The 23,482-nt window shown below is 58.9% G+C and carries 20 protein-coding genes; 9 read left to right on the forward strand and 11 right to left on the reverse strand.

Annotation, left to right across the window (positions count from 1 at the left end):
• Positions 1 to 287: 287 nt before the first annotated feature.
• On the reverse strand, positions 288 to 2,699 hold the full coding sequence (locus JOE29_RS07320; protein ID WP_074998004.1) for a DUF3772 domain-containing protein: 2,412 nt from the start codon (positions 2,697 to 2,699) through the stop codon (positions 288 to 290).
• 339 nt (positions 2,700 to 3,038) lie between these two features.
• Between JOE29_RS07320 and JOE29_RS07325 the strand changes: the two genes are divergently transcribed.
• Entirely contained in the window at positions 3,039 to 3,740 is a 702-nt protein-coding gene (locus JOE29_RS07325; protein ID WP_010422548.1) for a glutathione S-transferase N-terminal domain-containing protein, read from the forward strand.
• A 198-nt stretch (positions 3,741 to 3,938) separates the two neighbouring features.
• Positions 3,939 to 4,523 carry a TetR/AcrR family transcriptional regulator gene (locus tag JOE29_RS07330; RefSeq protein ID WP_210079233.1) on the forward strand — a complete coding sequence of 195 codons (585 nt, stop codon included), beginning with the start codon at positions 3,939 to 3,941 and terminating at the stop codon, positions 4,521 to 4,523.
• Positions 4,524 to 4,562: 39 nt separating this feature from the next.
• Here JOE29_RS07330 and JOE29_RS07335 read toward each other — a convergent pair whose 3' ends face one another.
• The 4 genes from JOE29_RS07335 to JOE29_RS07350 form a co-directional block, all read right to left on the reverse strand.
• Complete coding sequence (locus JOE29_RS07335) at positions 4,563 to 5,375, reverse strand: oxidoreductase (protein ID WP_210079235.1); 813 nt, start codon at positions 5,373 to 5,375, stop codon at positions 4,563 to 4,565.
• Positions 5,376 to 5,440: 65 nt separating this feature from the next.
• Positions 5,441 to 6,442, reverse strand: coding sequence for an NADP-dependent oxidoreductase (locus JOE29_RS07340; protein ID WP_210079237.1), 1,002 nt, complete (start codon positions 6,440 to 6,442; stop codon positions 5,441 to 5,443).
• A gap of 59 nt (positions 6,443 to 6,501) precedes the next feature.
• Positions 6,502 to 7,290, reverse strand: coding sequence for an SDR family oxidoreductase (locus JOE29_RS07345; RefSeq protein ID WP_210079239.1), 789 nt, complete (start codon positions 7,288 to 7,290; stop codon positions 6,502 to 6,504).
• Positions 7,291 to 7,545: 255 nt separating this feature from the next.
• Positions 7,546 to 8,148, reverse strand: a complete 603-nt coding sequence (locus JOE29_RS07350) for a TetR/AcrR family transcriptional regulator (protein ID WP_074997998.1) — start codon at positions 8,146 to 8,148, stop codon at positions 7,546 to 7,548.
• A 117-nt stretch (positions 8,149 to 8,265) separates the two neighbouring features.
• Between JOE29_RS07350 and JOE29_RS07355 the strand changes: the two genes are divergently transcribed.
• Positions 8,266 to 9,129, forward strand: a complete 864-nt coding sequence (locus JOE29_RS07355) for an alpha/beta fold hydrolase (RefSeq protein ID WP_096133953.1) — start codon at positions 8,266 to 8,268, stop codon at positions 9,127 to 9,129.
• Positions 9,130 to 9,346: 217 nt separating this feature from the next.
• A complete protein-coding gene (locus JOE29_RS07360; protein WP_210079242.1) occupies positions 9,347 to 9,766 on the forward strand; it encodes a hypothetical protein in 420 nt (139 codons plus the stop codon).
• Here the strand turns inward: JOE29_RS07360 and JOE29_RS07365 are convergent.
• Complete coding sequence (locus JOE29_RS07365; RefSeq protein ID WP_003314764.1) at positions 9,736 to 10,530, reverse strand: NYN domain-containing protein; 795 nt, start codon at positions 10,528 to 10,530, stop codon at positions 9,736 to 9,738. The two genes, JOE29_RS07360 and JOE29_RS07365, sit on opposite strands and share 31 nt — an antisense overlap.
• A 277-nt stretch (positions 10,531 to 10,807) precedes the next feature.
• Between JOE29_RS07365 and JOE29_RS07370 the strand changes: the two genes are divergently transcribed.
• Positions 10,808 to 11,791 (forward strand): GlxA family transcriptional regulator, encoded by a 984-nt coding sequence (locus JOE29_RS07370; RefSeq protein WP_210080005.1) that lies wholly within the window; start codon positions 10,808 to 10,810, stop codon positions 11,789 to 11,791.
• A gap of 57 nt (positions 11,792 to 11,848) precedes the next feature.
• Here JOE29_RS07370 and JOE29_RS07375 read toward each other — a convergent pair whose 3' ends face one another.
• From JOE29_RS07375 to JOE29_RS07385, 3 genes are all read right to left on the reverse strand, one after another.
• Positions 11,849 to 12,187, reverse strand: coding sequence for a hypothetical protein (locus tag JOE29_RS07375; RefSeq protein ID WP_074997995.1), 339 nt, complete (start codon positions 12,185 to 12,187; stop codon positions 11,849 to 11,851).
• A gap of 1 nt (position 12,188) precedes the next feature.
• On the reverse strand, positions 12,189 to 14,264 hold the full coding sequence (locus JOE29_RS07380; RefSeq protein WP_122255465.1) for a PAS domain-containing sensor histidine kinase: 2,076 nt from the start codon (positions 14,262 to 14,264) through the stop codon (positions 12,189 to 12,191).
• A gap of 289 nt (positions 14,265 to 14,553) precedes the next feature.
• Entirely contained in the window at positions 14,554 to 16,005 is a 1,452-nt protein-coding gene (locus JOE29_RS07385) for an NCS1 family nucleobase:cation symporter-1 (protein WP_003417967.1), read from the reverse strand.
• Positions 16,006 to 16,349: 344 nt separating this feature from the next.
• Between JOE29_RS07385 and JOE29_RS07390 the strand changes: the two genes are divergently transcribed.
• Positions 16,350 to 17,069, forward strand: a complete 720-nt coding sequence (locus JOE29_RS07390; RefSeq protein ID WP_122232646.1) for a GntR family transcriptional regulator — start codon at positions 16,350 to 16,352, stop codon at positions 17,067 to 17,069.
• A gap of 10 nt (positions 17,070 to 17,079) precedes the next feature.
• The gene (locus tag JOE29_RS07395; RefSeq protein WP_003412566.1) at positions 17,080 to 17,811 is read left to right on the forward strand and encodes an aspartate/glutamate racemase family protein; all 732 of its coding nucleotides are present in this window, start codon (positions 17,080 to 17,082) and stop codon (positions 17,809 to 17,811) included.
• 848 nt (positions 17,812 to 18,659) lie between these two features.
• Here the strand turns inward: JOE29_RS07395 and JOE29_RS07400 are convergent.
• Both JOE29_RS07400 and JOE29_RS07405 read right to left on the reverse strand, forming a co-directional pair.
• Positions 18,660 to 19,895: a zinc-dependent alcohol dehydrogenase gene (locus tag JOE29_RS07400; RefSeq protein ID WP_210079244.1), complete on the reverse strand. Its 1,236-nt coding sequence runs from the start codon at positions 19,893 to 19,895 to the stop codon at positions 18,660 to 18,662.
• 105 nt (positions 19,896 to 20,000) lie between these two features.
• Complete coding sequence (locus JOE29_RS07405) at positions 20,001 to 20,906, reverse strand: LysR family transcriptional regulator (protein WP_003314770.1); 906 nt, start codon at positions 20,904 to 20,906, stop codon at positions 20,001 to 20,003.
• A 161-nt stretch (positions 20,907 to 21,067) separates the two neighbouring features.
• Here JOE29_RS07405 and JOE29_RS07410 point away from each other — a divergent pair, with 161 nt between their 5' ends.
• Together JOE29_RS07410 and JOE29_RS07415 are read left to right on the forward strand one after the other, a co-directional pair.
• Positions 21,068 to 21,958 (forward strand): NAD(P)-dependent oxidoreductase, encoded by an 891-nt coding sequence (locus JOE29_RS07410; protein WP_003417958.1) that lies wholly within the window; start codon positions 21,068 to 21,070, stop codon positions 21,956 to 21,958.
• Positions 21,959 to 21,961: 3 nt separating this feature from the next.
• Positions 21,962 to 23,479 carry an aldehyde dehydrogenase family protein gene (locus tag JOE29_RS07415; protein WP_210079246.1) on the forward strand — a complete coding sequence of 506 codons (1,518 nt, stop codon included), beginning with the start codon at positions 21,962 to 21,964 and terminating at the stop codon, positions 23,477 to 23,479.
• Positions 23,480 to 23,482: the final 3 nt, after the last annotated feature.

A 23,482-nucleotide genomic window follows, 5' to 3' on the forward strand; every position in this document is an offset into this window, starting at 1 on the left:
GTCATCTGCATTGAAAGCCGCTAACCATGCGCATAGCAGGCACTGTTTATCATCCACAGGTGCCCCTCGAGCCTACAGGTGCAGAAACCTGCTCATGGCCGCAGCATCCCTTACGCTGCCGCAACCTGCCGTACTCATTCGGATTGACGTAGCTTTCCTCGCGAAGTTCACGGGCCCAATGAGACTAAAACGCCCGGTAATATTGGGCTTGTGGCTGTAACCGCAGGGCTAAAATTGCCCCCTAGGTGCAGGTTCGAACCCCGCCTTGGACACCACACAAACAAGCATCACTGACTCTCCTCCGCCGCCGCATCCTTCCCAGCCCCCTCATTAATCAACACCATGCTCTGCGGTGCAGACAGCGCTACACCCAATTCCCTCAGACGCCCCAAGACCGTAAACAACAGATCACTCCGTGCGCCACCCACCGAGCGTGGGCTGTTCACGTAGCCGCTGGCGCTGATGATCAAACCGGTATTGGTCAGGTCTTTGAAGGTGACTGAAGGCGCTGGCGCATCGAGTATGGCTTCATGCTCGGTGAAGGCCTGCAACAGCAGTTCGCGTATTTGCAGGACGTCTGTTTCCAGGGGCAGCGTAAGGGTGATTCCGACCACGCCCAGCGCATTGCCCATGGTGACGTTACGCACGTTCTGCGTGATGAACTGCGAGTTCGGCACGATCACTGTCGAGCGGTCGCCCATCTGGATTTCGGTCGCGCGGACGTTGATCCGGCGAATATCGCCTTCGACCCCCGCCAGGCTCACCCAGTCGCCGACTTTGACCGGACGCTCGGTCAGCAGAATCAGGCCGGAGATGAAGTTCTGCACAATGGCTTGCAGGCCGAAACCTATCCCCACCGACAGCGCACTGACCACCCAGGTCAGGTTGGTGAGGCTGATGTTGAGCATGGACATCACCACGGCCACCACCAGCACAAAGCCGATGTAACCGATCAGGGTCACCAGCGAGGCCTGCATGCCCGCGTCCATATTGGTTTCGGGCAGCAGGCGTTCTCCAAACCATTCCTTGAGTACACGCACACTCAGCAGGCCGACGACCAGGCAGACCAATGCCACCAGAATGTCGCTGGGGACAATGTTCAGGTTGCCCATGGATTTGGACGTGACATCCAGCTGAGTAAAGCTGGCGAGCAGGTCGCCCGGGCTCGACCCTGAGGGCAGGAACGCCAGCAGGACAGCGGTGAGCAGCAGTAAGGTGCGACCTATGCCGGCCAGTACGGTACTTGCCTGCGCCTGATGGCGAGTGGACAAGCCCAACGCTGAGCCCAGCGCCAGGCCGCCAGGTTGTTTGGGCGACAGGAGGGTTTCGCAGATGTCACCGAAGCAGGCGATCAGCAGGTACGCAGTGGACGCCACTACGCTGACCCAGAGCAGTTTCACTGCCAGAAAGTAAGCCAGCGTCAGGTAGCCGCTCAACAATGCCAGCAAACTCAGGCCGACCCACACCGCAACGATAAACGGAATCAGCCCGGCGAAGCCCGCTGGGCGCTCCAGTTCAAAGCGGCGGCGGGTACGGCGGTAGCGCAACAGGGCGTAGAAGAACACCAGCGAAACCGCCAGTGCCGTCAGGCCATTGACCGCAACCGTCAGTGCCAGGCTGCTGGCAATCACACTGTTGATTCGCTCCTGTGTGCCGATGACCATCAGTGCCAGCGCCAGGGCAGGGGGGAAGCGGCCCAGTGCGGTGGCGATCTGGTCAGGAATTTGCGGCAGGCGCCACGAGGCGTGTGCCAGCATCAACAGCGCACGGCCCAGACCGACGATGAAGGCGCAGAAGGTAATCAGCGTCTGCACCTGATCGAGCAGATTGACCACGTCGTTGCTGAGCACCGCGTTGTGGACGATTCCCCAGCGCAGCAAGGAAGTGGCAATGGTGATGGTGAGAATGGTCGACAGCCCGACAGCCAGGGCCAGAGCACTGCGGCGCAGGCGGCCTTCGGGCAGCCAGCGAATCATCGCCCAGATAAGCAGGCGCTCCAGCAGGCGCCGGACAACCACCCAGATGAACAACGCGCCCAGCACCACGCTGATGAATTGCACACGGTTTTCCGGTGCCATCGCGTTATTGAGCACCTGGCGCACGTCCACCAGAAGCCTGTTCAGGCGTCCCAGGTCGTCATCGGTCGGGCGAATCAGCGTGGACCAGAATGCCGAACTGAGCGGGCTCGCCGTGCGCGTGCTGATCTGAGAATCGAAGAGGCTGCGGCGCAGGTTGAATATCTGCGTGGCCAGATCCCGGGCTGACTGGCTTAGCTCATTGGTCTGCCGTTCATCATTGACCAGCGCGTTTTTCTGCGCGGTCAACGTCTTGCGCTGACTGGTCAGGCTCTGCGCTTCGTCCGGTTGCACCGGCCCGAGAATGTTGAGCTGATCATTCAGGTGTTCGATGTCGACAGCTTGCTGCGCAACCAGATTGTCGGCTTGTTTCTGAACCTGCAAAGCCGCCTGGCGCAGGCTTGAAAGCAGGTCGTCGTTGGCGCTGACCGTCACTTTCTGACGGATCTGATCGAGCTGTTGGTTCAGATCATCCAGGCTTGGGACAACCACGGCAGGCGCTGCGCTGCTGGCACTATCGGCCTGGGGCGCGGGGGCATTCTGGGCCAGGGCCGGCAAGGTCACGCACAGCAAGAGCAAGGCGAGCAACCCGGTACGAAAACGGTTCAGCGAAGCGTGCTGCATTCTTTTTCCTTCTTTCTCTGCGCGATGCGGCCTGGCAAGGCCTGTGGTTCGAGCCTGGGTCTTGTACGTTTTTGAGCAGCATTCACTGGCCGCCCGAGATCGGCGCACAGGATATCAAGGCGCTCACGTTTGAGCGCTGTCAATGCGGGCCAACCCACGCCTGAGGGCTGCATTTTCAGCACAATCCTGTCCGGTTGCTAGGCTTGCTGGTCAGCCGAGCCAGATATTGGCTACCTAACAAATGTTAGGTAGACATTGACTCGGCGCAAAAGTACCGCTACGGTATGGCTACCTAACGATAGTTAGGTAGGTTTTTTACCCTACCTCACAGGCCCGACCATGACCTCTAAATTGCGACTTTTCACCTCTCCTTCGGCTTTTCCGAATCCTCAACGCCTGCGTTTGTTCATCCACGAAAAAGGCATTGCCGATCAGTTCGAAGAAACCATTTATGACATGACGCCGGGCGGAGAGCAGCGTGGCTGGCGTCACCTGAATATGAACCCGTGGGGTGAAACACCGACCCTGGAACTGGCAGACGGCAGCTTCATTTCCGAGACGGCCGCTATCGCTCGCTATCTGGATCAGGCTTATCCGGGCCGCAAGATCATGGGCGAGGGCGCTCTGCAGCAGGGCCTCGACAACATGTGGGATAACCGCATCTGGGTGCATATCCTCTATCGGATCGTTACGGCCTTTCACGTGCTGCACACCGGCCTCGGTTTCAAACTTGAACTGACCAAGAACGAAGCATGGGGCGAGCACTGCCGCAAAGAGGCGCTGAGCCATGCGGCATTGGTCAATCGTCATCTGTCCGATGGTCGCGAGTGGCTGCTGGGCGGCGATGCGCCAACGTTCGCGGACATCACGCTTGCAACCGCCATTGCCTTCTCCAAGTTCCCGGTCAACGCCACGCCACTGGATGAGCGTTTCGAGTTCCTGGACCTGTACTGGCAGCGCTGGCAGAAGCGTCCGGCTTTCCAGGCGGCCTATGCTGATCGCAGCAGCGGTATTCCTGAGCTGGACTCGCCGGCCGAATGATTGAGCTGTTGTACGCGCACCTTATCGCCGGGAACGTCAAGCAGGATGTTCCCGGCGATAGCCGTTGCAGCTTGGGAGAAACCGACGATAGCCGTTCAGCAGCCATGCGCTACACCGTCTTTCTACCTAACAAAAGGCAGGTTTTTGAATTAGCATGTGTCGGTCTCCAGAAACGCGTCCGAAGTACAAGGCACTACGATGACCATCAACGCCCGTGAGGCGATCCTGCTTGCTGCGAGAAACATCGCCCAGTCGCAGGGCTACAACGGCCTGAACTTTCGCGATCTGGCCGCCCAGGTCGGAATCAAGCCGGCCAGTATTTACTACCACTTCCCCAGCAAGGCTGACCTGGGTGTCGCGGTTGCCAGGCGATACTGGCAGGACGGTGCCGCTGCACTCGAGATGATCTGCGCAGAAACCCCCGATCCCGGCGAAGCGTTACAGCGTTTCCCGGAAATTTTCCGGCGTTCGCTGGAGGTTGAAAACCGCCTTTGCCTGGGCACTTTCGTCGGCGCTGAAACCGACAACCTGCCGCCGGAGATGACTGAGGAAATGCAGCTGTTTGCCCAGGTCAACATTGCCTGGCTGAGCAAGCTTCTGGTGGCCGCGAACATTTGCACGCCTGCGGACAGCGAGGTGCGGGCGCAGGCTATTTTTTCCGCTGTGGCGGGCGCTCAACTGGTTGCCAGAAGCAGGTCGGACATTTCCCTTTTTGACACGTTGATCAACACCTATCGTGCCTGTGGGCCGCTGCCGAACCAAGTGAGTGTGGAACGGCGCTGACACTCGAATTCGAGAAGCTGCCAACCCGACCCACGCCATTCACTCCGGCAAGCGAAACTGCTTGCGCAAGCTCTTATCGAACGCCCCGGCAGGTGCGAAGCGCCGTAGCAGGCTGATTTGTCGGGCGGTCTTGCCGGCGGTGTATCGATGCCGGGGACGAACATCGCTCGCCGCTTTCAGCACCACCGCTGCGACAACCTCGGGCAGGTCGGCTGTCTGCATGACATCGGCGAGCAATGCACGGACACTGGCTCGCGCCTGATCGTACGCCTGCAACTGCGAGTCAGGCTCGATGCCATTTTGATCGAAGACGGTGCGTACGTAGGCCGGCTCAATGACCGAGACCCGGACGTTGAAGGCACGAATTTCATGATCGAGTGATTCCGAATAGCCTTCCAGGGCATGTTTGACGGCCGAATAATGAGCCGAGTAGGGCGCCGGTATCAGCCCCAGGACCGAGCCGATATTGATAATGCGCCCCTGACCTCGTTGGCGCATTGATGGCAGTACTGCGTTGGTCATGCGCATGACGCCAAACAGATTGACGTCGAACAGTGCCTGCACTTGCGGGATCGAGAACTCCTCGGCGCCGCCCAGCATACCGATGCCGGCATTGTTGACCAGCAGGTCGATACGCCCGGTTTGCGCGAGGACGGTGGCAACGAGCGCGCGGACAGAATCGTCATCCGTGACATCGCAGGTCAGCATGGAGACCTGTGCCTCACTGTCACCGGCTTTGCGGCTGGTACCAAACACGGTGTACCCCGAGCGCGCCAAGGCCTCGGCGGTGGCGCGACCGATGCCCGATGATGCACCCGTGACGATGGCGGTTCTTTCGGAAGAGGTGTTCATTTGATACTCCAATGCTCGACAGGTGCGGGCCTGAAGGGTGGTTGAGCGACGCGTCGAATAGGTGCTTATCTGATCTTCACAACGACCTTGCCTTTGGCGCGGCCCCGACCCAGGTATTCAAGCCCTTCGCGGGCCTGTTCAAACGCAAAGACACTGTCAATCACCGGTTTTATCTGGCCACGTTCGAGCAACCTGGCAATGTCGCCAAGTTGAGCGCCATCCGCGCGGACAAACAGAAACGAGTACGACGCACTCTTCTTTCTGGCCAGGCGCGTGATCCTGCGGCTCATCAACCCGAATACGAAGGCGAAGAAGGCATTCATCCGCCGAGCCTTGGCGAATGCCGTATCCAGCGGGCCGACCAAGGATACGATCCTGCCGCCGGGCTTGATGATGCCGACAGCTCTTTCAAGGTCGTCTCCCCGGGTGGTGCCAAGCACCAGGTCAACGTCGTGTAGCACCTGTTCGAATGCCTGCTCTTTGTAATTCACCACTTCATCTGCGCCCAGGCTACGAACCAGCGCCATATTTCCTGTGCTGGTGGTCGTGGCCACTGTGGCGCCCAGGTGTTTGGCCAGCTGGATGGCGAAGGTGCCGATACCTCCAGACCCGGCCGGTATGAACACCTTCTGGCCCGCTTGAAGAGGGGCGCGATCTTTGTATGCCTGCCACGACGTAAGCCCGACCATCGGGATAGAGGCTGCCTGAACAAAGTCCAGGTTGGCGGGCTTCAATGCGGCAGCGTGTTCCGGTACGGCGGCGAACTCGGCGATGGCGCCCCCACCCAGTTCGAACAGGCTCGCGAATACCGCGTCGCCTGCCTTGAATCGAGTGACTGCGCTGCCCACTTGAATGACCACGCCCGCCAGATCGCTGCCCATGGTGGCCGGTAGTTGCAACTTCACCACCGACTTGAAGACACCCGTAGTGATGATGTTGTCGATCGGGTTCAACCCGGCCGCGTGAACTTCCACCAACAGTTCGTCAGGTTTGATGGCGGGTATGGGGACGTGGGTAATCGCAATCTCAGGCGACTTGCCGTAATTCTCAAATGTCAGTGCTTTCATGACGCTCTGATTCCAGTGTCTTCGAACAAGGATGTGCATCTGCCGCGGCTTGATCCGCTTCAGGCTTGCGGGCGATAGCGCTCGGCCGCCTGAGCCTGTCGAATGTCCGACATCAGCCCTAGTCGCGCCTCATCCAGCGAGTCCCAACGCCCCGCCACATGCAGCGGTGGAATGGTCACCTGTTCGCGGCGGTCGAAACCCACCATTGCTGCATCAACCAGCTCTTCGACGTCCATCACCTCTGCAATAGTGTTCAGATCGATCCCCGCACGCTCCCAGATTTCTGTGCGCGTGGCTGCCGGAAGCACCGCCTGGACGTATACGCCCTTGGGCGCCAATTCCACGTTCATTCCTTGGGAAAGGAACAGTACGTAGGCCTTGGTCGCACCGTAGACCGACATGCCGAACTCTGGCGCAAAACCCACCACCGATCCGAGGTTGACGATCGAGCCCGAGCCGGACTGTGCGAAACGCGGGGCCACGGCGGCCGCAAGGCGTGTCAGGGCGACGATATTGAGTGCGACAAGCTTGTCGATGGACTCGGCGTTCTGTTGAACGAACCCTCCGGATTGGGCAATGCCCGCGTTGTTGATCAGCACATCGATGCTGGCGTCCTCACGCAGACGGGTTTCCAGAGCTGTGAGATCGGCAGATTGAGTCAAATCCGCCTGGATGACTTCAATGGCAACGCCGTTTTCTTCACGAAGGCGTGTTGCCAGGGCATCAAGACGTGCCTTGTCACGAGCGACCATCACGAGATTGTGACCGCGACGGGCAAAGCGTTCGGCATATACCGCGCCGATGCCGCTGGAAGCACCGGTAATGAGAACAGTGGATGGCGTTGTCATGGAGGAGGTACTCGTAATGTGCGTTGAGGAAGTCGCACTTATGATTACGATCCAAATCTAAAATGTCAACGCATTGATGTTGATCGACATCAAAAATGGTCGATGCCGATCTTGCTCGGTTTTCGGAAAGGGACGTGGGGAACATCGTCGCAAGACGTGCGGGCAAATTGCATGCACACCGTCGAAACCGCTTCTGTGCAAGCGCAGTCACGACGGCGGTTGTTTATCAATCGGGTGGCGGCAGTGCGCCTGTTTTCAGCCTGAGGGCATAAGCACGGCGCATGTCATCAATTGCAGTACCGACTCGGCAGAGGGAATAGGGGGGTTATTCGTCTTTCTGTCGATGGTCAGGGAAGCGTAGCCGTGCGCGGTGCTCCAGGCGAGGAAGGTGCGCTGTTCAAGCAGTTCCGGCTCGGGCTCGCTACCGTATTTCGCTATCCAGGCATTGCGTATCGACTGGCGGAGCACTTGCAGCGCACGTTCACCCGATTTTAGAAGCCTGGGCAACGTGCGGTTTACACCCGCGCCAAACATCAATCGGAAGTGCTCCGGGTAACTTTTGGCGAAACTTACATAACCAATACCGCAACCCAGGAGGGTGTCGTCAAGTTCCTGTTGGACGGCAATGATGACGTCGGCCATGCGCTCATATCCATCGGCCACCACTTCTGCCAGCAGATTTTCCAGAGAGCCGAAATGGTGGGCGGGGGCGGCATGAGAGACATTCGCCCGTCTGGCGCACTCGCGCAGTGACATGCCGCGGACTCCCGCTTCCCCCACGATATCCCAGGCGGCCTGACGCAGGACGGCGGGCAGATTGCCGTGGTGGTAGGTCCGTGGGGCGTCTGAAGTCGACATGTAAGGCTCCCTATCATGAAACAAAAGTTATATTCCCATCGGTTCAGCCTATCTTGTCAGTGACAAGATAGGCTGTTCTAATGGTGCCAGATCATCTGACGGGCGTGGGGAACACCGATGAGCGACATCATCAAGAGGCTTCGACTATTGACGCTGCGCGGCACGTTCACGCTGACCAGCCGTATTCTACCGGGCATCACTGGAAGATATCTCGCTCGACGTTTTGTGACTCCGCAGGCGTCCGGACGTGCCAAGGCTGCTGAAATTCTGAGTACAGCGACGGATGTGCAAACCGGTAGCCTTGAGCTGGACGGCATCAGAATTGCCACCTATGTCTGGGGCGATCCCTCCAGCCAGCCGTATGTGTTGCTGGCCCACGGCTGGTCAAGTTACGCGATGCGGTTTATCGGATGGGTGCCGTTACTGCGCTCGATGGGCTACGCCGTGGTGGGGTTCGATCAGCCCGCGCATGGGTTGAGCGCGGGCAGCATCAGTCATATGACCCAGTTCGTGGCTGTGCAGCAGCACGTGGGGCGCCATTTCGGAAAGCCTTCGGCGGTGATAGCGCATTCACTCGGCGCTTCATCGATTGTTTTCGCTCAGGAACAGTCGTGGCGCCCTGATCGTTTTATCCTGATTGCGCCGTTCCTGGCACCTACGGACAGCGTCCTTCAACTGTTCGATTCAGTCGGTGTTGCCCACACAGTATTCAAACCTTTCGAGGGCGTCCTGCATTCGCTGACCGGTCGCCGCTTCGCAGACTACGACGCCAGTTCGCGACTGCCGCTGCTTGATCGTCCCGCCTTGGTCATTCATGACCGCCGTGATCGTGAAACACCGTGGGAAAAGGGCGCTCGTTTTGCAGAGCTATGGCCGGGAGCGCGTCTGTTTACCACTGAAGGGCTTGGCCACAATCGGCTGATTGATCACCCTTCGGTGATTAAGGAAGCGATGAAATTTCTGACACCGGATCATCGTTAACGGCATCCGCAACGGATGGCCTTTCCAACGATTCCACTCTAAAGCGTCTACACGCAGCTTCATGAAATCCGTATGTGCCAGCTGGATCTGGCTCGTTTAATTGCAAGATGAATAACGGAAGCCAGATGCGTTTCCGCTCATCACGAGCTGAGCTTCTTTTAAAAGTCCTGACGTAGCCGGACAGGCGGGTCAGTGCCTTCAGAAGTGGGAGGCCGCTATGGGTTTTAATAATTTTTCCGATGAATTGGCGGTGCTTGAAATTGTCCGCAGCGCGAACTTCGTCCGCCCTGGAAAGTTGACGTCCGGTCAAATTTATCTCGCGCTGATACGTCTTCAATCAGACGTTCCGGCGGCCGGGGATTTTATGGCCATGATTGATGAACTGGTCAAAGAGGGTCTGCTGGTTTCCGCCGCTGTGCTGGAGCACGACATCTCGTTTCCCTATGTCCAGCACATTGTTCTTGGTGTTACCGAAACAGGTGCGGCCGTACTGGAAGACCGGAGTTTTCAGGCTGACCTTTTTTACATGTGTTCGACGGTGCCGTTCCAGCTACAGCGTCAGGAAAGAACTGACAATCGCAACTGTCAGTCCCCGACTGACGAACCTCACTTGCCCTGCAGTTTATGCCGCGCATAAAGCACTGCCGTTCCACCAGAGGCCGGACGGGCCTGTAGCTCGAACGTTTGTGGATAGCCTTTGATCAAATCGCTCAGTTTCTTGTAGCCATGGGTACGAGGATCGAACTCAGGCCGCAGTTTGGTGATGTTCGTGCCAATGGCGCCCAAGGGTGCCCAGCCGTCTTCATCAGCAATATCGTCCATTATCTTTGCGATGAAGCCCACAGGGGCTTTGGGTTTCTTGCTCGGCTCGGTTGCCACTGATTTCACGTTGCTCGGTGTTGCAGCTGCATCCGGCGTAGAGTCTCCGGTGGCCGGTGTGGTGATCTCTTCGCGAAGCAATTCGATGTAGATGAACTTGTCGCAGGCCGCCACGAAGGGTTTGGGTGTCTTTTCTTCGCCAAAGCCATAAACGGTCAGACCTTCCTCACGCAAGCGCGAGGCCAGGCGTGTGAAGTCACTGTCGCTGGACACCAGGCAGAACCCGTCGAAACGACGCGTGTAGAGCAAGTCCATAGCGTCGATTATCAATGAGCTGTCAGTGGCATTCTTGCCTTTGGTGTAGGCGAACTGCTGGATGGGCTGAATGGAGTAGTCGAGCAGAACTTTTTTCCAGCCGCCGAGTTGCGGGCCGGTCCAGTCACCATAGATGCGTTTGACGCTGGCCACGCCATATTTGGCGATCTCTTCGAAAAGGCCTTCTACGATCGCTGCTGGCGCATTGTCGGCATCGATCAGCACCGCCAAGTGCTTTTGAGAACTGTTGGGGTTTTGGACGGCCATGGATCACCCTCATAGGAAAGCCTAACCATACCGCCAAAACGAGAGATTGGCGCTATTCCCCGATATTTATGCAACGCAGCGTTTTTCATCAGGTTTTGATAACGTCACGAAAACAAAATGAGGTGCATGGAACGCATTCAGCGCGCGTTTCAATGTATACCTCTCTTCGACGTCTCGCATTTACTGCGGCCTGCGGGTACATCGGCAAGAGTGGTTTTCAATTGGCGTGAATCAAGCGAGGTTTCAAGTGATCGCCAGGCGTAAATTCAGCGACGCAATGCAAGGGAAAAACCTTCGCTTTCTGAAAGAGGAACAGCCTGAGTCCACACGGCAAACGTGTGCCGGTTTTCTTCTGCTGGAGCATTTTTCGTTACCTGCTTTCACCCAGGTGCTGGACGCCATTGTCACGGCCAATCTGCTGCGACGAGATCTGTTTTCGACCACCACGCTGGGTCTTAGCGAAGGCGAGGTGGTCAGCGATCTTGGGCTGGTGATTCGCCCGGACGAGCTGTTTGGGCGTGACAGCCTTGCAGGACTGGACCTGCTGGTCATCTGCGGAGGCTATCGCACCGAGTTGAAGGCGAGCGATCACCTGATCCGCTTATTGCGCGACGCTGCCTCTCAGGGGGTAACCCTGGCAGGATTATGGAATGGTGCCTGGTTCCTTGGGCGGGCCGGCTTGCTGGATGGCTACCGATGCGCGATTCACCCCGAGCATCGACCCGCTCTCGCGGAAATTGCCAGCGTGGGCCAGGTCACCAGTGAAGCGCATGTCGCAGATCGGGACCGACTGACTGCATCAAGTCCGACAGGCGCCTATCATATGGCCTTGGAGTGGATCAAAGGTCTGCATGGCAAGGCGTTGGTAGAGGGTATTGAAGACATTCTTTCATTCGAAGAGTCCAGATACCGGCGTATCAAAACCTCGCCGTTACTGTCCGTGAGCGCTCCTTTGCGCGAAGTGATCCGGCTCATGGAGTCCAATCTAGAGGAGCCTCTGGAAATGGAAGAGCTGGCCGTTTATGGGGGGCGTTCGCGACGTCAGCTTGAGCGATTGTTCAAAGAGCAATTAGGCACTACACCGCAGCGCTATTATCTGGAACTTCGCATCACCGAAGCTCGGCGGTTGCTACAGCACACCGAGTTGTCTCAAACCGAAGTGCTGGTGGCGTGCGGATTTGTATCGCCGAGCCATTTCAGCAAGTGTTACAGCTCCTACTTCGGCTACCGCCCCTCTGCGGAGAAAAGGCGTGTCAAATAAACAAGTGAGCGAGCAGCACAATGGTGTCGATCATCACGTGTTATGGCATGAACGTGCTTACTCACTGCTTGTCTGTTTTTCCGACGGCTCGTGCTCTGCATACCACTGTGCATAAGGTGTGTTTTTTACCTTGCGCCGATTGAAATCCTCGGCGCCATCGGTCCACCAGACTTCACCGCGCTCGCCCAGTGCAACTTTGGCCTTGTCGACACTGGCACGAGCCGCCTTCAGGGCTGCGGGGTCTTCGGATGCCTTGGCGGCTTTGACTGCACGACGCGCAGCCATCAGCTCATCCACCAGATGCTGGCGGACGTCGTCGCTCAAAGAGGGATTGGAGCATCGCCAGAGTTGCCCCTTGACCACAAAATACCGACCATCCGGCGTGGTCGGATTCACCCTACGAATATCCGCGGGCGACCGCGTCAGCGCCGATCAGGCCTGTCACCCGTCCGGCCAGCGCGTCCAGCCCGAACGGCTTGGTCAGCACTTGCGTGCAAGGTCGCAGGTGGCAATCGTCCAGCACCGACGTCTTGGCGTAACCGGTGATGAACAGGGTCGGCAGGCCTGGTCGACAGTCACCGGCCGCATCGGCCATTTCCCGGCCATTCATGCCGCCTGGCAAACCTATGTCACTGATCAGCAGGTCGATGCGTGTGTCCGACTGCAGGATCTGCAAGCCTGATTGTGCGTCTGCCGCTTCCAGGCAGTTGTAGCCCAGACCGCTGATGACTTCGGCGACGAGCATCCTCACCGAGGGTTCGTCGTCCACGATCAGAACGGTTTCGCCGGTGTGATGCGGCGGTTCTTCGATAACTTCCGGCTCGACGGGGCGGGGAGCGTTTTCAGCGGTGTGGCGGGGCAGGTGCATGACCACGCTGGTGCCCTGGCCTTCGATCGACTCGACGCGAATCTGCCCCCCGGACTGGCGCACAAAGCCATACACCATCGACAGCCCGAGACCGGTGCCGGCACCTATGGCCTTGGTGGTGAAGAACGGTTCAAAGGCTTTGGCGGCGATGTCCGGGCTCATGCCGATGCCCGTGTCGGTCACGCGGATGCTCAGGTGCTCGCCGGCTGGAATACCGTGGTCCGGGTCGGTGCACTCTTCAAGGGACGCATTGGCGGTCTCGATGATAATGCGCCCGCCGTTGGGCATCGCGTCACGCGCATTCAGGCACAGGTTCAGCAGCGAGCTTTCCAGCTGGGCATGATCGATCAGCGCGGGCCACAGGTCATTCTGCGCAACGACCTTTATGTCTATCTCCGGGCCGACGGTACGGGCGATCAGCTCTTCCATGTCATGAATGAGCCCGTTGACGTCGGTGGCTCTCGGCGACAGTGTCTGGCGTCGAGAGAACGCCAGCAGGCGGTGAGTCAGCGACGCCGCGCGGCGTACCGCGCCCTGGGCGACCGACACGTAACGGTCTACGTCACCGACGCGGCCCTGGGCCAAGCGTTTGGTGATCAGTTCCAGGCTGCCGGAAATGCCGGCCAGCAGATTGTTGAAGTCATGGGCGATGCCCCCCGTCAGTTGCCCGACGGCATCCATCTTCTGCGAGTGGCGCAGGGCATCTTCGATTTGCTCGCGTTCGAAAACCGCCTGTTCGATGCGCTGTTCAAGTGTCTGGTTGAGCTCTCTGACCGCCTCTTCGGCTTTTTTTCTGGCGGTGACATCGATGGATGAGCCGATCAGACCGATCACCTCGCCGTTTTCATCGAGCAGGGGCGCTTTGGTCGAGAGCCATATTGCTGCAGAGCCATCAGCCAGGTTGACCTGTTCTTCGATCTGTTCGCTGACGTTGTTCTGCATGATCCGGCGGTCGGTTTCCATGAGGATTCGCGCCTGTTGCTGGTCATCCAGGAAATCGAGGTCCGTCTTGCCAATGAAAAACTCCGGCGGCTTGCCGATCAGGTCAGCGGTACCACGATTGGCAACGAGCATGCGGCCCTCGAGATCCTTGGCGTAGACAACGCCGGGAACGGCAGCGGTGAATATTCTCAACAACTCGTTGAGCCGGTCGCGCTCGTCTTCGGCAGTGCGACGGCTGTCTATATCGAGCAACACGCCCGGACTGCGAACAGGTTTGCCGCGACTGTCGCGCTCGATTCTTCCGCTGGCTTCGATCCAGCGATAAATGCCGTCTTCATGCAGAACCCGGTATTCGCATCGATAGGTTTCGCTGCTCTGCAGCGCTTCCTCGATCGACTTGTCGACTCTGGCCGAATCGTCAGGATGAATAGAGGCAATCACCAGTTCCAGTGGCAAGCCTTTGGCGCACAACTTCGGGCACAAGCCGAAGGTCCGGGCAAAACGCTCATCGCCAGTCAGTTGATCGGCAATGATGTCCCACACCCAAGTGCCGACAACTGCCCCAGAATCGAGGGTTAGTTGCAGCCGCTCGGCCGCTTCCTGCGCCGAGGATAGGGGGGGCTGGGGGGCGAATGGCTTGCCGCCATAAACATCATTGCTCATCACTATCGACCCACTTGAACGCCTGGTTCACAAAGACTCAGTCATAGGGCAGCGCAGCGGCCTGAAAGTTGTACAAAATTTATTCTATTTTGTGCCTGATGCCTGACAAAGCGATCAGTGACACTCGATCATTTCATGATTCAGGTAGGGGTGATATTAAAATAATATCATTTGAGGCGCGCGCAAGCTTCAGCGGAGCAGGCAGGGCAACGCTTCCAGGTCATGCCGGGGCTGGCGAATCACCTGAAAGCGCTGGTTTCATTCAAGTACTTAGCTTCTTGCCAACACCTCAATGCTGTCCGACAGGCGCAGGCAGGTTGGCAGCCTGCACCGGTGACCAGCGAGTCAGCGCATAAAACACTGCGCCGCCCAGGATGCAGCCGGTAAACCAGGCGAAGTTGGCAATCGGCTTGAACCACTCGACAAAGGTGAAGCACAGACCGACCAGTGCGGTGAGCAGCAAGGCCTTGACCGCGATCCAGTTCACGCCGTTGGTGTACCAGTAGCGCCCGCTCGGCGTGTCATTGAACAGGGCGTCGACATCGATCTGCTGCTTCTTGATCAGGTAGTAATCCACCAGCAGGATGCCGAACAGCGGGCCGATGCAGGCCGCCAGCACGTCCAGGGTGTAGTGAATCACTTCCGGGTTGTTGAACAGGTTCCAGGGTGTGATGAAGATCGACGCCACCGCAGCGATCATGCCGCCTGCACGCCAGCTGATGCGGCTGGGCGCCACGTTGGCGAAGTCGAAGGCGGGGGAAACGAAGTTGGCGACGATGTTGATGCCGACCGTCGCGGTCACAAAAGTAAAGGCACCGAGCAGCACGGCCGTGGTGTTGTCGATGCGCGCGACGGTCGCGATCGGGTCGTGGATCATCTCACCGAAAATCGGCAACGTGCCTGAAACAATCACCACCGTTACCAGTGAGAACGCCAGAAAATTCACCGGCAAACCCCAGAAATTGCCGCGGCGCACGTCGGCCATGCTGCGGCAATAGCGGCTGAAATCACCGAAGTTTAGCGTCGGCCCAGAGAAATACGAGACTACCAGAGCAATGGCCATGACCACTTGGCCGAACGCCGCCCAGCCGGACAACTCCTTTTCCGCCAGGGTAAAACTGATGTTGTCCCAGCCGGCGCGCCAGACAATCCAGCCTGCCAGGGCGAACATCACCGCGTAAACGGCCGGGCCGGCCCAGTCGATGAAGCGCCTGATCGATTCCATACCTGTCCAGAACACCGCGGCTTGCACCACCCACAACGCGAGAAAGCCGAACCAGCCGAGCCAGGACAGACCGAGAAACGTCACGCTTTGATACGCGGCCAGTTCCGGGAAGAAACGCAGCACCACGATCACCAGTGCGCTGGACGCCAGGTAAGTTTGAATGCCGTACCACGCCACGGCGATGAGCCCGCGAATGATGGCGGGAATGTTGGCTCCGAAGACGCCGAAGGCCAGGCGGCAGATGACCGGGTAGGGCACGGCGGCTTGCTGACTGGGTTTGGCGACCAGATTGGCGATCACCTGAATGATGCAGATCCCCACCAGCAGCGCGATCAGCACCTGCCAACTGGCCAGTCCCAAGGCGAACAGACTGGCAGCGAAAACGTAGCCGCCGACGCTGTGCACGTCGCTCATCCAGAACGCCAGAATGTTGTACCAGGTCCACTTCTGCGGCACCGGCCCCAGATCGTGGTTGTGCAGGCGCGGGCTGTACCCGGCCGGGCGTTGATCTGTCATTGCCTGACTCCCTCGGTGTGTCGTGACGGGATCGGAGTACGATCGATGATTTTTTTGTATACGATCGTGTACGCAAAACATGTGCCATACGATTTCTCGTTGGTAGGTAATGGCTGCGAGTCTTGTTTTAGGGCGTTTCTACTCAGGCGGGCGGGTAAATCAGGAAAGTCCGAGCAGGTGCTTGAAGTGCACGTAAACAGGGCGCTTTTGCTCATTTACGGTGCGGTTAATTCGTTTTCAGTTGAGTGGCTATCTGGCCTGTTAATCAAATTGCGCTACTCATCATGTTCCGCATCAGGCACTATTCTTGTATACGATCTGTAATGCCAATGTGATGTGAAGCCATGATCCGACCTGACAGTGCCCCGTTGTTTCTCACGCCTTCTACCGATGAAAAGGGCCGTGATGAACAGATTTATCAGCATGTACTGGAAGCCATCGTCGAACACCGGCTCGCTCCGGGAACGCGCTTGCCCGAGGACGCCCTGGCCGAAGTGTTCGAGATCAGCCGCACCGGTATTCGCAAGGTCTTGCAGCGTCTGGCGCTGGAGCGACTGGTTACCCTACGGCCCAAGCGCGGCGCAGAGGTTGCGCAACCTTCGGCTCAGGAAGCACAGGATGTATTGGGCGCCAGGCAACTGATCGAGCCCGCACTGATGGCCGATATCGCCACGCGAGTCGGCGGCCAGCGTCTGGAGGCACTGCGCGCGCTTTGCGATCAGGAGCATGAGGCGCAACACGCCGGGCGCCACAGCGAAGCGATTCAACTGTCGGCGCGCTTTCATGTGCAGTTGAGCGCGCTGGCGGGCAATCAGGTGTTGACCGAACAAGTCGCGCAGCTCACCACACGGTCCTCATTGATTGTAGCGGTGTACGGCTCGCGACGCAGTGTCGGCTGTGATTGTGGCCAGCATGTCGACTTGCTGGCCTTGCTCGAAAGCGGGCAGGGCGAACAGGCGCGCGATTGGATGGCCGAGCATCTGCGCCGCATCCGTGCCAGCCTGAATGTAGATGCGCCGCTCAGCGAGACAGTGGATTTTCATAGCATTTTCAAACGGCGCTGAAGGAGTCCCGGTGCGTATTCAAGTAATCAACCCCAATACCAGCGAAGCCATGACCCACAAGATCGGCCTGGCCGCGCAAGCCGTGGCGCGCCCCGGCACGCAGATCATCGCCTGCAGTCCGGCGGATGGCCCGGTGTCCATCGAAGGCCATTTCGATGAGGCGATAGCGACGCTGGGCGTGCTGGAAGAAGTGCGCAAGGGACGCGAGCAACAGGTCGACGCGCACATCATTGCCTGTTTTGGCGACCCTGGCCTGCTGGCGGCACGCGAGTACGCCAGCGCCCCGGTGATCGGCATCGCCGAAGCGGCCTTTCATATGGCCAGCCTGATTTCCACCCGTTTCGCCGTGGTCACCACGCTGACCCGCACGCGGATCATTGCCGAGCATCTATTGCAGCGTTATGGCTTCAGTGAGTTGTGCACATCGGTGCGTTGTATCGATCTGCCGGTGCTGGCGCTGGAGGAAAGCGGACCGGAGCTCATCGAATGCATGGCCGAACAGGCCCGGCGCGCCCGTGACGAAGAAGGGGCGGGAGCCATTGTGTTGGGTTGCGGCGGCATGGCGGATCTGGGCAGGCAGTTGAGCGAAGCGATCGGCCTGCCGGTCATCGACGGCGTGGCAGCGGCGGTGAAACTGGCCGAATCACTGGTGGATCTGGGCCTGACCACCAGCAAACACGGCGACTTGGCCGACCCGATCGGCAAACCGTTCAAAGGCCGGTTTGCCTACCTGAGCCGGTGATGGCGTTTGCCCGCAGGGCGCAGGAGCGAACGTGTTCGCGAAAGGGGCGGCATGAACGATGAACATACACCGTCTGCAATACCGTTCGCGAACAAGTTCGCTCCTACGGCCTACGGCCAGAGTCAAAAGCGAACGTGCGCATAACGATGAGCGCTCTGCGTGGTAGTGACATTTTCAAGCTTCTGCCCGCAGGGCGTAGGAGCGAACTTGTTCGCGAAGGGGGCGGTATGAACGATGAACATATATCGTCTGAAACACCGTTTTCAAGCTTCTGCCCGGAGGACGTAGGAGCGAACGTGTTCGCGAAGGGGGCGGCATGAACGATGAACATACATCGTCTGAAACACCGTTTTCAGGCTTCTGCCCGCAGGGCGTAGGAGCGAACGTGTTCGCGAAGGGGGCGGTATGAACGATGAACATACATCGTCTGAAACACCGCTTTCAGGCTTCTGCCCGCAGAGCGTAGGAGCGAACTTGTTCGCGAAGGGGGCGGCATGAACGATGAACATACATCGTCTGAAACACCGCTTTCAGGCTTCTGCCCGCAGGGCGTAGGAGCGAACTTGTTCGCGAAGGGGGCGGTGTGGACGATGAACATACACCGTCTGAAATGTTCTCAGGCTTCTGCCCGCAGGGCGTAGGAGCGAACGTGTTCGCGAAGGGGGCAGTGTGAACGATGAACATACATCGTCTGAAATACTGTTCTCAGGCCTCTGCCCGCAGGGCGTAGGAGCGAACTTGTTCGCGAAGGGGGCAGTGTGAACGATGAACATACATCGTCTGAAATACCGTTCTCGAACACGTTCGCTCCTGCGGCCTTAGGCCAGAATCAAAGGCGAGCCCGTACCTTACATAGCCGGCACGCCACCCCCGACCAGGGCTTCGGTCGTGTCGTCCGGCACCACAATCGTGTTGTTGCCGGGTGTGAGTATGACCTTGCGGCAATCCTCTTCCTTCTTGTCGAACAGCTTGTAGCCCTGCGCCGCATCCTCCAGTGACATCCGGTGCGTGATGATGGCTTCGGGTTCCAGGCGGCCGGCCTCGATATGCTCCAGTAATTCAGGCATGAAGCGATGCACATGGGTCTGGCCCATTTTGAAGGTCAGGCCCTTGTCGAACGCATCGCCGAACATGAAGCCGTGGATGAACCCGGCATAAACCCCTGGCACACTGACCACGCCACCACGGCGTACCGCCGCGATGCACTGACGCAACGCCTTGCCACTGCTGCCTTCCAGTTTCAGCGTGGCCAGAATGGTTTCAGTGGTGCTGCCCTTGGCCTCGAACCCCACTGCGTCCACTACCCCATCCACACCGCGCATGCCGGCGGTCTGGCGAATGATCGTATCGGCTGGGTCATCGTCGTCATCAAAATTGATCGGGATAACGCCGTAGGTTTTCTGCGCATAGGCCAGACGATAAGGATGGTGATCGACCATGAAGATCTTCTCCGCACCGAGCATTTTTGCGCACGCTGCGCTCATCAGGCCGACCGGGCCAGCGCCGTAAATGGCAACCGTCGAGCCCTGGCCAATCCCGGCGTTGAGTACAGCCTGCCAGGCGGTGGGAAGAATATCGGAGAGGAACAGAACCTTCTCGTCAGCCAGTGTGCCTGGCACCTTGAACGGGCCGACGTTGGCCTTGGGCACTCGCACGTATTCAGCCTGGCCGCCCGGGACGCCGCCATACAGATGGCTGAAGCCGAACAGCGCCGCCCCTGGTGGAATCGACTTTTTGTTGATAATCGCGCCACGTCCGGTGTTGGTGGTTTCGCAGGCCGCGAACTGGTCGAGGTTGCAGAAAAAGCAGCTGCCGCAGGCGATGACAAACGGGATCACCACGCGATCGCCTTTGGCCACAGCCGTGACCGCCGAGCCGGTTTCTTCCACGACGCCCATGAACTCGTGACCAAAAATGTCGCCGTGTTCAACCGTAGGGATTTTGCCGCGATACAAGTGCAGGTCGGAACCGCAGATAGCGGTCGCCGTGACGCGCAGAATGATGTCATCCGCTTGCTCGATCACAGGGTCCGGCACTGTATCGACCTTCACACTGTTCGCGCCGTGGTAAGTCAAAGCTCTCATGGTTAATCCTCAGTGACAGCAGAAAATTCCGATCCGTTACTGAAGATGAACCATGAGGTTTTTGTTGGTTCAGCGCGATTGCTTGACGTGGGGACTAACGGTAGGTCAGTTGCGGAATGCTGTCATATCCTGCAACAGCATGCCCATCAGGCGATTGGCGCCGACACTCAGTTGACGGCCCAATCGGCTGATCAGGTGAGTCTGCGGGCTGCTGAACACCTCATGCTGCAAGGGCAGGGCACGCAATCTTCCGGCCTTTATTTCTTCCTCCACGACAAAGGTCGGCAGCAGCGTGACGCCACCCTGCATGGCGAAATGCTTGAGCATCGCGAAGGTGCTGCAGGTCAGCGTCGGCTGCACGGTGATGCCCAACTGATGCTCGGCTTGCAGCAGAATCTGGCGGATACCGTAAGACACGGCAGGCAGGGCGACACGGTAGTCTTCAAGTGCCCGCAGCTGTATCGGGCCAGGTTCTTCGGCCAGCGGATGATCTGGCGCAGTGATCACACAGACCGGTTGACGCTGATGCGCATGCGAGCGGATTTTCGGGTCGGCAGCCGGGTTGAAGACCAGACCGATGTGCGCTTCATCCTCGACCACCTGGCGAATCACTTCGTTGCTGCCACAGACGTTCACGATCAGTTCGATCCTGGGGTACAGCTCGGAAAACCGGGCCAGCGGCTGCGCGAGACTTTCCAGAAAACCCTCCCCGGAGACCAGTGTCACCGAGCCGCTGTGCAAGCCTTTCAAGGCCTGAATCGAATCCAGCAAAACCTCCTGCTGCGTCAATCGCTGGCGGTAGTAGGCCAGCACCTTGTCGCCCGCCTCGGTCGGTTTGACGCCGCGTCGATGACGCTCCAGCAGGGGAGAGCCCAGCTCCTGTTCCAGTTGTGCGATCTGGCGGCTCACCGCCGAAGGCGCAACGTTGAGGAAGTCGGCGGCAGCCCGGACGCTGCCCAATCGTACGGCTTCGAAAAAATACAGGATGCGTCGATCTTGAACGAGGCTCATGGGCTTCCAGTGTTGCGCTAAAGGCAACATAAATTCGATTTTTGGATTATTGCTGAGAGGGGAGAGCGCTGTCCATACTCGAATCATCAGCGCATTGCAGGCCGAAAGGGCTCGCAGCGTCATCCTCTAATTCGTACAAAATCTTTGATCGGGATGCAGACATGACTTTGAAAGCAGGTGTGATCGGATTGGGCAACATGGGCGGCGGCATGGCTGCCACGCTGGCGGGCAAGGGCTTTGATGTCAGCGGCTTCGACCTGTCGCAGGCCGCGCTGGCCCAAGCCGAAAGCAAGGGCGTCAAGCCGGTTGCCGACCGTACGCAACTGATTCAAGGCGTGGACATTCTGATCCTCTCGCTGCCCAAGGCCGAGCACGTGGAATCGGTGTGCCTCGGCGCGGGCGGCATCAACGAGGTGGGGCGCAAGGGCCTTATCGTTGTCGATACCACGACGTCGACGCCGGAAATGAGCCGCAAGGTCGCCGCCGAACTGGCGAAGAACGGCATTGCGTTCATCGACGCGCCGGTGTCTGGCGGCCCGAAAGGCGCTGCCACCGGCACCATGTCGATGGTGATCGGTGCCGAGGACGCTGACCTGGCGCGCGCCATGCCGGTCCTGGAAGGCATGAGCGGGACACGCGTGCACGTCGGGCAATGTGGCGCAGGCAACGTCGCCAAGATCGCCAACAACATGCTCGCCGCCTGTCACCTGATCAGCACTGCCGAAGCCGTGGCGATGGCCGCGCGCGCAGGGGTCGATCCGGAAAAACTTCTGCAGGGCCTGAATGCCGGTTCCGGACGCAGCGGTGCCACGCAAGTGATGTTCCCGACCTGGGTACTCAACAAGGCGTATGACTCCGGTTTCACCATGGGCCTGATGCGCAAGGACGTCGGCCTGGCCAGCGATCTGGCGGACAGCCTCGACATGGACCTGCCGCTGTCGCGCGTCGTTGCACAATTGTGGCAGGCCAGCAGTGAAACCCTGGCGGACAACGAAGACTTCTGCGCCATCGTGCAACGCACCGATGGCAAACTTTACGGTCATGGAGAATAAGCGATGAGCACTGCAAGAATCCTCGAACTGATGCGTCCTTACTGGGGCGATCGCAGTGTCATCGCCAGCTACGTCGGCGGCCAGTTCATCGAAGGCCACGGCGCGCCCGTTGAAGTGCGCAATGCCCATGACGACAGCCTGCTGCTGAGTTTCCCGGACGCCGACGAGTCGTTGGTCGAAGTGGCCGACAAGGCCGCAAAAGCTGCGCAACAACAATGGTGGGCACTGACCGCTCAGGCACGTGGCCGCGCCATGTATCAGGTGGGCAATCTGATTCGTGACGAGCTGGAAAACCTCGCGCAGATCGAATCCCTGACCGCCAACAAGCCGATCCGCGATGCCCGTGTCGAAGTACTCAAAGTGGCCGAGATGTTCGAGTATTACGCCGGCTGGGCGGACAAGCTGCACGGCGAGATCATCCCGGTGCCGACCACGCACCTGAACTATGTGACCTACGAACCGTTGGGCACGGTGTTGCAGATCACACCCTGGAATGCGCCGATCTTCACCTGTGGCTGGCAGATCGCCCCGGCGATTGCAGCGGGCAACGCGGTAATTCTCAAACCGTCGGAACTGACCCCGCTCAGCTCGCTGATGGTCGGCGTGCTGATCGAGCGGGCCGGCGTGCCGAAAGGGCTGGTCAACGTGATTGCCGGTTTCGGTCATTCCATCGGCCAGGCGTTCATTGCCAAGGCTGACATTCGCAAGGTGGTGTTCGTCGGCTCACCCGCCACTGGCCGGCATATCGCCGTGGCGGCAGCGCAGCGTTGCATTCCTGCGGTGCTGGAGCTGGGCGGCAAGTCGGCCAACATCGTGTTCGACGATGCCGACCTGGAAGTCGCCTTGCGCGGTGCCCAGGCCGCGATCTTTTCCGGTGCCGGGCAGAGCTGTGTGTCCGGTTCGCGCCTGCTGGTGCAGGAATCGATCTTCGAGAAGTTCACCGATGCCCTGGCAGTGGCAGCGACACAGTTCAAGGTCGGTGATCCGAGCGACCCTGAAACCCAGATCGGCCCGATCAACAACGCCAAGCAATACAACCACGTGAAAAACATGGTCGAGCAAGCGCTCAAAGACGGCGCGAAGCTGGTGGGCGAGCATGCTGATCCGATCCCGGAAAAGCCCGGTTACTACATCAACCCGACCGTTCTGGCAGGCTCAAACGAGCTCTATTGCGCGCAGGAAGAAATCTTCGGCCCGGTGGTGGTGGCGATTCCATTCAAGGACGAAGAGGATGCGATCCGCATCGCCAACGACAGCCGTTTCGGCCTGGCCGGTGGTGTCTGGACCCGCGATGTCGGCCGCGCTCACCGCGTTGCCAGACAAGTGCGTGCCGGGACCTTCTGGGTCAACGGTTACAAGACTATTCACGTCAGTTCGCCGTTCGGCGGCTATGGTGAGAGTGGTTATGGCCGGTCTTCCGGTCTGGATGCCCTGCGCGAGTACAGTGAAGTGAAAAGCGTCTGGGTCGAAACCGCCGCCAAGCCAGCCGCCAGCTTTGGCTACGGCGCGAGTCTGGAGTAAGCA

Source organism: Pseudomonas sp. PvP009 (genome assembly GCF_017832995.1).
In the GTDB taxonomy this organism is placed as follows: domain Bacteria; phylum Pseudomonadota; class Gammaproteobacteria; order Pseudomonadales; family Pseudomonadaceae; genus Aquipseudomonas; species Aquipseudomonas syringae.

Coding starts and splice junctions, on each gene's coding strand:
- JOE29_RS07320 (WP_074998004.1), bottom strand. CDS start 2,699: ATGCAGCACGCTTCGCTGAACCGTTTTCGTACCGGGTTGCTCGCCTTG.
- JOE29_RS07325 (WP_010422548.1), top strand. CDS start 3,039: ATGACCTCTAAATTGCGACTTTTCACCTCTCCTTCGGCTTTTCCGAAT.
- JOE29_RS07330 (WP_210079233.1), top strand. CDS start 3,939: ATGACCATCAACGCCCGTGAGGCGATCCTGCTTGCTGCGAGAAACATC.
- JOE29_RS07335 (WP_210079235.1), bottom strand. CDS start 5,375: ATGAACACCTCTTCCGAAAGAACCGCCATCGTCACGGGTGCATCATCG.
- JOE29_RS07340 (WP_210079237.1), bottom strand. CDS start 6,442: ATGAAAGCACTGACATTTGAGAATTACGGCAAGTCGCCTGAGATTGCG.
- JOE29_RS07345 (WP_210079239.1), bottom strand. CDS start 7,290: ATGACAACGCCATCCACTGTTCTCATTACCGGTGCTTCCAGCGGCATC.
- JOE29_RS07350 (WP_074997998.1), bottom strand. CDS start 8,148: ATGTCGACTTCAGACGCCCCACGGACCTACCACCACGGCAATCTGCCC.
- JOE29_RS07355 (WP_096133953.1), top strand. CDS start 8,266: ATGAGCGACATCATCAAGAGGCTTCGACTATTGACGCTGCGCGGCACG.
- JOE29_RS07360 (WP_210079242.1), top strand. CDS start 9,347: ATGGGTTTTAATAATTTTTCCGATGAATTGGCGGTGCTTGAAATTGTC.
- JOE29_RS07365 (WP_003314764.1), bottom strand. CDS start 10,530: ATGGCCGTCCAAAACCCCAACAGTTCTCAAAAGCACTTGGCGGTGCTG.
- JOE29_RS07370 (WP_210080005.1), top strand. CDS start 10,808: ATGCAAGGGAAAAACCTTCGCTTTCTGAAAGAGGAACAGCCTGAGTCC.
- JOE29_RS07380 (WP_122255465.1), bottom strand. CDS start 14,264: ATGAGCAATGATGTTTATGGCGGCAAGCCATTCGCCCCCCAGCCCCCC.
- JOE29_RS07385 (WP_003417967.1), bottom strand. CDS start 16,005: ATGACAGATCAACGCCCGGCCGGGTACAGCCCGCGCCTGCACAACCAC.
- JOE29_RS07390 (WP_122232646.1), top strand. CDS start 16,350: ATGATCCGACCTGACAGTGCCCCGTTGTTTCTCACGCCTTCTACCGAT.
- JOE29_RS07400 (WP_210079244.1), bottom strand. CDS start 19,895: ATGAGAGCTTTGACTTACCACGGCGCGAACAGTGTGAAGGTCGATACA.
- JOE29_RS07405 (WP_003314770.1), bottom strand. CDS start 20,906: ATGAGCCTCGTTCAAGATCGACGCATCCTGTATTTTTTCGAAGCCGTA.
- JOE29_RS07410 (WP_003417958.1), top strand. CDS start 21,068: ATGACTTTGAAAGCAGGTGTGATCGGATTGGGCAACATGGGCGGCGGC.
- JOE29_RS07415 (WP_210079246.1), top strand. CDS start 21,962: ATGAGCACTGCAAGAATCCTCGAACTGATGCGTCCTTACTGGGGCGAT.